Annotated in this window: 10 protein-coding genes; 5 read left to right on the top strand and 5 right to left on the bottom strand. The window is 30.8% G+C overall.

The features are described 5' to 3' along the window. Positions 1–69: 69 nt before the first annotated feature. The 3 genes from BFA01S_RS18745 to cypC all read right to left on the bottom strand — a co-directional run bounded on the left by BFA01S_RS18745 (position 70) and on the right by cypC (position 4,269). Positions 70–1,710, bottom strand: a complete 1,641-nt coding sequence (locus tag BFA01S_RS18745; RefSeq protein ID WP_066234384.1) for a PAS domain S-box protein — start codon at positions 1,708–1,710, stop codon at positions 70–72. 634 nt (positions 1,711–2,344) lie between these two features. Continuing rightward, positions 2,345–2,899 carry a hypothetical protein gene (locus BFA01S_RS18750; RefSeq protein ID WP_066234387.1) on the bottom strand — a complete coding sequence of 185 codons (555 nt, stop codon included), beginning with the start codon at positions 2,897–2,899 and terminating at the stop codon, positions 2,345–2,347. Between the two features lie 110 nt (positions 2,900–3,009). Further along, positions 3,010–4,269 carry a CYP152 family fatty-acid peroxygenase CypC gene (cypC, locus tag BFA01S_RS18755; RefSeq protein ID WP_066234389.1) on the bottom strand — a complete coding sequence of 420 codons (1,260 nt, stop codon included), beginning with the start codon at positions 4,267–4,269 and terminating at the stop codon, positions 3,010–3,012. Positions 4,270–4,618: 349 nt separating this feature from the next. Here cypC and BFA01S_RS22950 point away from each other — a divergent pair, with 349 nt between their 5' ends. The 3 genes from BFA01S_RS22950 (at position 4,619) to BFA01S_RS23595 (ending at position 6,064) form a co-directional block, all read left to right on the top strand. After that, entirely contained in the window at positions 4,619–4,768 is a 150-nt protein-coding gene (locus BFA01S_RS22950) for a hypothetical protein (RefSeq protein WP_169800508.1), read from the top strand. Positions 4,769–4,896: 128 nt separating this feature from the next. Next, complete coding sequence (locus tag BFA01S_RS18760) at positions 4,897–5,394, top strand: CBO0543 family protein (RefSeq protein WP_066234390.1); 498 nt, start codon at positions 4,897–4,899, stop codon at positions 5,392–5,394. 157 nt (positions 5,395–5,551) lie between these two features. Beyond that, the gene (locus tag BFA01S_RS23595; RefSeq protein ID WP_066234393.1) at positions 5,552–6,064 is read left to right on the top strand and encodes a CBO0543 family protein; all 513 of its coding nucleotides are present in this window, start codon (positions 5,552–5,554) and stop codon (positions 6,062–6,064) included. Between the two features lie 297 nt (positions 6,065–6,361). Here the strand turns inward: BFA01S_RS23595 and yyaC are convergent, their stop codons facing one another. Beyond that, on the bottom strand, positions 6,362–6,904 hold the full coding sequence (gene yyaC / locus BFA01S_RS18770; RefSeq protein WP_235843070.1) for a spore protease YyaC: 543 nt from the start codon (positions 6,902–6,904) through the stop codon (positions 6,362–6,364). A 285-nt stretch (positions 6,905–7,189) separates the two neighbouring features. On the opposite strand from yyaC, the gene BFA01S_RS22105 reads away from it, so the two are divergent. After that, the gene (locus tag BFA01S_RS22105) at positions 7,190–7,489 is read left to right on the top strand and encodes a TIGR04104 family putative zinc finger protein (protein ID WP_082800078.1); all 300 of its coding nucleotides are present in this window, start codon (positions 7,190–7,192) and stop codon (positions 7,487–7,489) included. Positions 7,490–8,336: 847 nt separating this feature from the next. On the opposite strand, the gene BFA01S_RS18775 is transcribed toward BFA01S_RS22105, so the two are convergent. Further along, positions 8,337–8,639: a hypothetical protein gene (locus tag BFA01S_RS18775; protein WP_066234398.1), complete on the bottom strand. Its 303-nt coding sequence runs from the start codon at positions 8,637–8,639 to the stop codon at positions 8,337–8,339. Positions 8,640–9,010: 371 nt separating this feature from the next. Here BFA01S_RS18775 and BFA01S_RS23375 point away from each other — a divergent pair, with 371 nt between their 5' ends. Beyond that, the gene (locus BFA01S_RS23375) at positions 9,011–9,076 is read left to right on the top strand and encodes a hypothetical protein (RefSeq protein ID WP_235843071.1); all 66 of its coding nucleotides are present in this window, start codon (positions 9,011–9,013) and stop codon (positions 9,074–9,076) included. Positions 9,077–10,847 lie beyond the last annotated feature (1,771 nt).

The following is a 10,847-nucleotide window of genomic DNA, read 5'->3' on the forward strand; positions in this document are numbered from 1 at the left end:
CTTACTGCCCGTTAAGGCTGGGATAAAAAAGACTCGCCTTTCGGTAAAACGAGAGGCAAATCTTTTATTTTAATTTTGGATTGGTAAAATAATATGAACAATCGTTCCATTGCCCACTTTACTGTGATAGAAAATTTCTCCTTTATGGGAGTCAACAATCCGGTGGCTTACAGTAAGACCGAGACCTGTTCCCTTTTCCTTTGAGGAGTAGAACGGTTCTCCTAAATGCTTTAGCCTGCTTTCTTCTATTCCGCAGCCATCATCTTCTACTTTTATAGAAATATACTTATTGTCCGGTTTGGATAATGTTATTTCAATCTTGTGCGCCGAAGCTTCAATTGAGTTTTTAATAATATTAATAAAAAGCTGTTTTAACTGATTTGGCTCACAGTAAATAAGGGGAATACTTTCAGCGGCGTCAAGCTTTAATTGAATTCCTAATGAATTTACTTGTGTATCAAATAGGGAAATGACACTGGAGAAAATATCATTTAAATCTTTTTTCTCAAACTTAATTTTCTGAGGCTTAGCAAGTGCTAATAGTTCACTTGCAATATCATTAATACGATCCAGTTCATCAAGCATAATTTTATAATAAAACTGATCTGATTCTTTTCCCGACTGCTGCAGCATTTGTACAAATCCAATTAATGATGTGAGCGGATTCCTGATTTCATGCGCCACGCCTGCAGCCAGCTCACCAACTACTGACAGCTTCTCTGTTCTCCTGAGAATTTCTTCTGTCTCTTTTTCTTTCGTTATATCAATTGCATAGCCGATCAAACCGACTATTTGTTCATTAATAATCATTGGTACAGCTGTACATCTTACAATTTTTCTGCTTTTATCTTTTGTAATAAGCTCAATTTCATTATTCATCCATGATCTTTTATGTTTTATAGCCTCAATAAAGGCTTTTTTCACTTTTGGGCGGTCTTTCTTCGCAATAATCGGCAAAATTGATTCGTTCATATACTCAGCCGAAGTATAACCAGTCAGTTTATGTAAATTTGAATTAACATTTGTCAGTCTTCCGTTAAGATCGATCATATAAACGAGCTCAGGATTATATTCAAATAATGATTTATAACGTTGTTCACTTTCTGCAAGCTTCTTTTCAGCAGCAACTTTATCTGTAATATCCCGTCCCAGGCCGACTAATTCTTTACGGGAGCCGTCTTCATTAAAGGTAGGAATTTTTACTGTATCAAATAATTTATTGCTTCCATCAGGCATTGGAATAACTTCAATATGTCTGTGTACCCTATTTTCACTCCATGCCTCTTCATCAGCTTTTTGACAAATTTCAAGTGTCTCTCGGTAAGTCGGAATGTATTCAGCAATCTCTAAATTGGTTTTCCCAATATGCTTAATATTCTCTACCTGGAAGAGTTTTCGGGCAAATTCATTTGTCTGAATCCATTTTCCTTCCCCGTCCTTAAAGACGACGAAATCAACCATAGCATTCGTTAATGTTTCTAATTTTTCCTGCTGCTTCTGTTTCACAATATATTCGATACCTTCTCTTTTCACTATAAAAAAATAAAAATAAATAGAGCATAGTAAGACAAAAATAAAATCTTTCCATTGTTCCAAAAAGAACAATTGTTCATAATCAAGGTCGAATAAACTTAATACATAATTAGTGCTAAAAATCCATAATAAACTTGAAATTAAAAAAATGATAAATACTTTTCTTTTCTTACTCATTTCTACTCCAATCTGTATAAAGTATGCCACCAATAGAGCTGTAAAGACTTGCCGCTACTAATAATAAAAGATAGGACTATTCTATCACAACAAAAAAAGAGATACAGTTCTTTTTTAAAATATTTGCTAAATTAGCAAATATTAAACAGAATGAAAGATCATATAAGCTGGCTAGATCACCATCTTATCAATCAAATTTCAACTAGGATATATTGAAATATTTCATTCCTTACAATTATGTTAATTTAAGTAAACAATTCTCCTAATCTATATGCAATGAATTATAATGAAAAATATCTATCATAAAATTCTATCTCTGCTAAAGGGGTTTCTATGGACAACTTAGATAAAATAAAAGAGATAATGTCAGATAAAGAGTGGCGCGAACTAATTTTAATTGCTTTAAGTACAGATGGCTTTAAAAGAGATAAAAGATTTCTTTTACGAATCTTCTTCGACCTAAAACAGGTCTTTTTATTTTGCTGATTTTTCTTCCCGCAAGCAATTATATAATAAATGAAGAACGAATTAAACGAATAAGAACTCTCATGCCTTTACTTCTTCCATTCTTAAAATTAGTTTCCATGCCTTTTTCAGCATATTTTCTGTATATAGATACTATTTTCTTTTTATTTCATTTCTTACATTTTAAAATTAAATTTGTAAACCAGTAAGAAATAAATGCTGCTCCTACATCTATAAGAAAAAGATAAAACTGATTCATCCCTCTCCTAAAATTCACTAGACCAAAATATTCCTCAATAGAAGCAAATCCAAAGGCAAAGACAGCGCTTAAAATAATTGTGTATAAGTAGAAATTCTTCTTATGATTTGTACAATATTGATACAGCAGCAAAAAGCTGACTGGAAGTACAGAAGCAGTCATATTGGAGGCATTCGGGAAAATAGGCATTAAAAAATACGTATGAACGAAATAACCGCTCCTTCCAAGTGCTATATCAGTATATGCCCATAGTAAATGAACTGTATATCCAAAGAAAAGTATTTCAAATACTCTTGTTCTGTCAATTTTAAAATAAAGCAAAACGAGAGGAAAAATGAAGAGGAACAGTACCACCCAGAACTGCCAGTTCCCTAAACTGGAATATTGATCCCAGTAAGCAGAAAACAACGAGTTTAATTCATCACGTTTTTCATATATCTTTTCCCAGTACTCCTCATAATTCATTTAAAACCGCCCCCCTAATCCATTCTCTTTCTAAATTTCTTCAAAGAATTAATTTTTATACATAGTATTAGAATGGATTAAGCGAAGATATACTGTTACTTTCAACAAAATTATGTTCTTCGTTTAACATTTTTGATCACTATTTTACTATGTGGGATACTCGGTATACTAACCATACTAAAACTTAAATCCTGGTCAGGAATTTCATACTCTATCAGATTTGCCAGATAATCAGCACTTATCTTCATTATTTCAATAGTAATCCACTCGCCTGCACATCGATGTCCCATAAAGTAATCACCGCCACCCTGTGGAATAAAGTCATAAAGACTTTCCTTCCGTTCCATAAATCGAAGAGGACTAAAAAGCTCCGGATTTTCCCAATTTTCTGGATCATGATTTGTTCCGTAAATATCCAGAAAAGTTAAAGTACCTTCCTCAAAGTAATAGCCTTTCCAAGTGAAATCCTCTTTTACCACTGCTGCAACAAATGGGAAAAACGGATAAAAGCGGCGAACTTCCTGTACAAACATATGAGTATATTTTTCATCACTGGAATTAAGCTTCTTTTTTTCCTCCGGGTAATGATGTACTGCCAATGCAATAAAGTTGATATATATAGCCACTGCTACAATAGGTCTTAAAATATTTATTACCTCTACAGCGGCAACTTCTGGATCCAAAAGATTTCCTTTTAGATCACGATGCCAGGCAAATCTATATAATACAGAATGTTGAGGCGGGTTCTCTTTTCCTTCACGAACTTTATCGATAATCTCTTCCATCCACTTCTCCGCTTGATTTCTCGCATTTCTTCCCATCCAATGCTTCGGTCCAATTACAGCTACCGACTCAAACATCACTCCTAAATCCTTTGTCAATCCTTTAATCTTATCTTCTTCCACGGGCACGCCAGCCCATTGGCAGGCTGACCTGCACAAGATTTCTTTCACTTCTTCATACAAAACAACTTCTTCCATCCCCTCCCATTTATTCACTGCTGACTCCCACTGTTCTTCAATAATTCCAGTCAGTTTTTCAAGTTCTTCAGGAGACATGATGGACATGAACATTTCCTTACGGTGTTTATGGCTCTCTCCATCTAATGTCTGGACACCATTTTTCCCAAATAACGTTTGTATGACTCGATTTGGTGCAGCATTTTCCCGTTTAAATTTTTCCGTATCATAAAAAACCTCTGCCGCCTCGCTTCCTCTCATACAAATAACTTTCTTTCCAAGTAAACGAGTTTCAAAAATATTCGATTGAAAACCGTGGCACCGGTTTAAAATGTACATATATCCTTCTCTTATAAGACTTAAACTATGATCGATCCCTTCTTCATGAGGCATTTGATTTATATTTGACATAGTATTCCACTCCCTTTTTCCTTTAAGAAACGATATCTATACCTTATCTATTTCCCAATTATGACAGCAGACAACCTTTTTTCTAATCTGTTCAATGAGGAAGATTTCTTTTATTTTAAATACAAATGAAACAGAGTCTTTCATAGAAGGAACAAAACAGTGTAGATTACTATATAAAAAGTAAGATTCGGCTTGTAATCCGGGTACATTACTACTTAGTATCAGTAACCTCCCCTCCTCGGGATGCCCATTGGTCTAATTTTTATAGAGGAATTTATAATGATTATTTGAATTTCTTTCGAATATTTTTTCATTTACTCCAAATTCTATATTTCAGGGGGCAATTATAATGAAGGAACAAGAAAAATCTAAAGATATTGGGCAAAAATCTGATTCCATGAACGTAACGGATCAAGGTTTAAACCTGGTGGCACAAGTGATTAATAATGCTACTGGCCTTGATAAAGGCAACAATGGGAAAGTGAATAAAAACAATTAACAGGACGCCTTTTTCGGGCGTTTTTCTGTTTTAGCAGCTCAAATATAACAATGAGATTTTCTTTTTAACTCTTTCATTCATATAAGCAATTGATATTTCTTATTTCTTAATAGAGGCCTGCATTAAGTATGCTCATTTTAAATATAAATACAGCTTGGCTGTTAAATGCCAAGCTGTTAATCCCAATCATAATCCTCCAATTTAAGGGCATACTATTTAACCGGAACTATACATTTACTGCGAAGGAAGATGCCGGCTATGATTTTCTTAATTTGCTCTGCCGCATTATTATTGCTGCGGTTTCAGTCGTTCCAAAAAAACTTCCTAAATCTGAATTATATGTAATTGCGTTATTTTCCATAATCTTAGGGCTTTGCACAGATATAGTATTGAGTCTCAAATATCATTTTTACGGTTATTTCACACCTGGTATTCAGCTTGAAAGCTCTTTAGTTGTTTTAATTCTCTTTCCTTCATCAGGTGTGCTGTTTATGAACTTTTATCCTTTTAAAAAATCATTATTCAATCAATCTTTTTATATTATTTGCTGGAGTATTTTCTGTCTTCTTTTCGATTATGCTTCTATAGCATCAGGATATTTTCATCATAATAATCGGAATTACTAGTACTCAGCTTTTTCTTATCCATTATTATTTTCATTCATCTATTCCAGCTTAAATTTTTCAGAACATATAGCAAGTAATATATTTAAGGTTTTTCGCCATAATAATTTTTAATTTATGTTAACAAATATAGGTTCATGAAATGAGAAAGGCTGATTAAATGTTTCTAATACTAGTTGTAGCTGTTTACATCATATTTGCCTATTTTTTTGTTGATTGGAAAAATTGGAAATCATATTATCCTACTGTTCAATACTATATTATCTGTAATCTGCTTTATAATTTTATTTTCTACAACCACTCTCTTTGGAAATACAGAGCTATAACAATTGACTGGATAAACCATACAATAATAGATATTACATTTACTCTCATCATTATACCTGTCGTAATTATGATCTATTTAAGATACTATCCAAAAGAAAAAAAACAATATATGTACATAATAATATGGATAGCTTTCTTTACAATTATTGAGTATCTTTTCTATAAAAAAGGGCTGTTTATATATGAAAATGGCTGGAATATTTTTTGGTCCTGTGTCTTCAATCTAATCCTCTTTACCGTAATCAGGATCCATTATATAAATCCCCTTAGAGCTTTTTTAGTATCACTACCAATAATAATTATATTATTGTGTATATTTCATCCTTCTCTAGCTGAATTAAAATAATTAAAGGGTGATGTAATGGAGATTCATCAATTATCCACCCCTGTTTTTTTATTCCTCTTATTTATAATATATATAAGCATGGCAATATATCTTTTGAAAAATAAAGACAGGGATTAGTACAATCTTTCTTTTAACAAACAAATTTTTATGAAGAAAATATTTTTATCATGACAGCCGGGCTGCCGAGATTGTCGTGCATTTAATAAAATCTCCTTCTCCTATTTATGAGTTCTTATAAAAACTCCCCGGTGGATATAAGCCCGGCATATGTAAGTCCTATACACCTGATATTTCAGCTTACAACTTTGCTGCAGCTATTTCTTTATAGTATTTATTAGTTAAATAATAATCTGTTAGTCTAATAATTTCCGCTATTTCTTTAGCCATCTTCATTACAACAGCTAGTCTTGTATTTTGAAGAACGAGCATTTCCATATGTCCGCTTACATTGACTACCCCGGTAATAGAACAAACTCCTATCGACGGAAGCTTTTTTCCTACTCCTTCTCCTGGTCTCAGTGGCTCTTTTATAAATGAAATTTCTCCTACGGACTTGGCCGCTCCTAAACATGCATCAATAGCAATAACAAATGGATCACTATGCCTTTTATTTATTAAATCCATTGTTTCTTGAAGATTAACTGCATGAACAGGCTCTTCAATCGTTCCATAAACAATAAAATTTTTAATATTCATTTCAGATAGATATGTTCCAACCAAAGGTCCTAAGGAATCTCCGGTAGACCTGTCCGTTCCTACACAAACAATAACCAGTTCTTTCCCTATATTCAATTCACTTTCTTTTATTAACTGCTTATAAAGAGTTTTTGAATAATTCATGCTTAACCTCCTTTTATTAACGAACATAAAAAGTTGATTTTTAACATCTTTTATTCGAGAAATTCCTTTACTCCTTTATTACCCAAAAATTATCATCCGGATGATAATTTTTAATCTTATATATTTAAAAACAAACTGGAACAGGGATTAGATGAAATTTAAACTTTATAATTATTTGCTTTAATGGAGAGAAGATGTACAAGTTCATTAAGAAAACGAAACTTATCAGTCGTTAAGAACGTATAAATATTAAATAGAAAATCCCTAAGAAAGAGAGGGTTCAATATGCCTGTTTGTCAGAACTGCACAAGAAAATGGTCTTGGTTTGACTCATTAAAAAACTTATTAACATTCCGAAACAGTATGAAATGCAATCATTGTGGAGAAATTCAATATCAAAGTAGGTCTTCAAGAACTAGAATGTCTTTATTTTTTTGTCTTCCCATTCTCATTCTTCCATTTTCTGTGATGTTCCATTTATCTCTAACTTCTGTATTATGGCTAGAAATTGCTTTCGTGCTTATAACGCTATCCATTATGCCATTATTTTTAAAATTAACTAATAAAGACGAACCGTTATGGTGAGAGGTCGAGGCTGTGTGTTTTGACAGTCTCTCTATTTTTTTGTTTACATTTTAAAAGGACCTATCATGTTTTAAATATAGAAAAAAGGATTTTCAAATTCGATACGCATTCATTTAATAATCCCCTTCCTCTCAATTAATTCATTTAATTTTTACATTTCTACCATATAAAACAAAACCCATTATACTTATAAGAATTCAAATAGAATGTTACTTAAGAACTATACATTTTTAACTTTCTGATACACGATAGACGAACTAAATAAATGATATAAACTACGTTCAGACCAAGAGCTATAAGGGTTAGTTTGAATCCCATCAAGCACGGATATGATATTGTAAGAAACAAAATTTAATTTACTTTTTTTTACATCTAAATAGGTCTTTCCTATCCTTGTAATCGCTTACTTTTCTTATATAATTATTATAAGATCATAAATCTAGAAGTAATCAAGATAAATCAACATCCAAAGATTACATACTTCACTCCCATTATAAGTATTTATTATATTAATTTTACTTAAAAGCTATATAGTTTTTTAAAATTTATATAGCATAGCTTTTAACAAATTTGGATGCAAATTAAAAAGTTGAAGGGGTGACCGATATGTTCATATTAATACGGAACATCAATGGAACAATAGAAACATTAAAGGACTCAAATAGTCATTTAGATAAAATTTTTAATGACTTCTCTTCTGCACAGTTATTGGCGCAAAAATTAAACAAACATACTAATTCCTCCACACAGTGGTCTGTGAAAAAAAAAGATCTAACTTAATAACAAGTTAGCGCGGCTGGCTTGTTATTCTATATTCCAAAATAATTAAACAGGTAAAAGCTTAGTCTCAAAATTCATCATAATACTGTTTTGGATTGGAAATATTATTCTGAATAAGAAATATTGCCTGATGTTTAAACATTTCAATATAAGAATTTTCATCTATATTTACATCACTTAAATCATCAATGCTTCCTTCTACTTGTACAGTATCTGTTTTTATATTTACAATAACAGTCATATATACTTTTCCTCTATACGAAACAGTTCCGGCTACTTGCTGTTTCATTAAATCAATATGAGTAAATTCATGATGAAACCCGACCGGTTGGAATAGTGTATATCCAACATTAGACTTACTAGCTTCCATATTTATTTTCCCCCTTATTAAATAAAGCTCTGTATTTAAAACCATTATTTTACATTATTTCTGATCGTTCTATCAAAGGAATTTTTTCATGTTTTATTCCTACATCTTTCTTTTGATTTATGTATTGATTATAGGCATATATAATATGACATCATCAATATCAACCGTGCATGCCATTCTTTCCGCTTCAATACAATTATCCTATTTAATTTCATTTATTTAATTTCCATTTTATCACATTAGAAATAAAGAATAATGAATAATTCCAACTAAAATGTAGTTCTAGCTTCCATTATAGGTTATTTACTGATTAAAAAATAGTTTGTAATACCATTTTAACTTTCTCTGTTTTCAATGAAAGCTTCTTTATCTTGGTACTACTCTATACACTACTTTCCCTTGTAATGAGTTTGATTAGGAGATTTTTGAAAAAGTGATATGCGATAAAAAAGAAGATACTTTCATAGTCGGTATCTTCTTTTCATTTCGACTGATAAGATTTCATAAAATAAAAGTTAAATTCTTTATTATCTATAGTATAATTAGTTGTAAATAAGTGGTTGGAGAAACCCTATTAAATACTGCTATATTTAGATAGAACAGTTTAATAAACTGATACAAAAAGACCATGTTTTCCTTCTCTAATCATTGATAAGTACAATTGATAATAATCGTATTCAAATTAATAATGAAATTTATTTGGAGTGATTATACTTGGAAAGTGAAAACAAATCTTTTAAAGAAGAAACTTTACGTTCGAAAATTTTTACTGTAACTGCTATTTCCGCTTTGATCTCTTCACAATTATCTTTACACTCAGTATCTATTACTTTGGTAATTAGGCACCTTCAATATATTAGATATCAATATAACTCTTTGCTCTCTTTATTACTTTTTGTAATTTTTATTTTCTTCTTGGATTAGTGGATAATGTTGTCATTAAAATCTTTATGATACTCGTGTCATTCTTGAAAGTTAACAACAGTACTAACATAGCAGTCAAATTATAGTTGCACTTATAATCGGAATACCCGAACTTTCATTTGAAAATTCCCTTAAAATTTGCTTCATTAATACCACAAGCTAAACATTAATTACTTTCTAACGGCCATTTTGTAATATTCATTTTCAGGTTCTTATTTAGAGGTGAACTTTTATATTGAACTAAACCTTTCTTCTGTTTAGCTGTTAGAGTTTTTATAGTAAATTAACACTATAAAATAATAGAGATAAAACTTTTTGTGATATTTTTATAGGTAGAAATAACTATTATTCTGTCGAAAAATGATTGATTTTGTCTTTTTCTCTGCTAAAATATAAAATCTAATATATTTTAACAAAATTGAATTTAAATATGTTTTGATCATTCACAACGCTTTTTTATTCTTTAATGAGGTGAAATCATGTTTTTTTACATCAAAACTTTGTTTCAAAAAAAGAAAAGGAAAAAAGTTATAGCTAACAGATTAGCTCTGCTTTTACAACAAAACAGAAAATAAAATGACTTGGTTTAAAGATAGGAAGACTACTTAATCTTCTTATCTTTTTGAAATTTTTTATTAGCTGTAACGTAATTAACTGTAAACATATAACAGGAGTTGAGTAAAATATTTAAAAACATTGGCCTGGCAACTATTGCTGAATTATTATTTGTACTGTTTAGCTTAGGTATGATAAATGCTGACAATTCAATATTTTGGTTTGTAACAGCATTTGTAAGCTTTGTTCTTTTTTTAGCAATTATTTTTAAAATAGTATCTAATATTAATTTGAAATATCTTTTACATTCCTATAATTCACCATCTTCTAATATTATGATAAATAACGGAATGGATATTTAATATTAAAAGCTCCTCACTTAAAATAATGAAAAAGTCAGCTGTTAAAAAAGATCGCCCGCCAGCGATCCTTTTTAAGTTTAATATTCAGTACATCTGAGCAGGTACAACATTGTTTAAAAAGAATGGTAAAAGAGTAATCGATCAAGTGTAACATTTTTGAGCAAAATCATTAATTCTTTCAAAACTATTCCTGCCTTATCCATTTTCTGTTTCTTATTTTTATAACGAACCTATACACGAATTTAATCTAAAGATTAGTTAACGAAAAGTAATATAAGAAAGAAGAAAAAAACCTCATGTGAGAGTTTTCTTAAATAGAGGGTTAATACAAAGATACTTTGTTTATCCCAGCCTTAACGGGCAGTAA

The sequence above is a fragment of the Metabacillus fastidiosus NBRC 101226 genome, from assembly GCF_001591625.1.
In the GTDB taxonomy this organism is placed as follows: Bacteria; Bacillota; Bacilli; order Bacillales; family Bacillaceae; genus Metabacillus; species Metabacillus fastidiosus.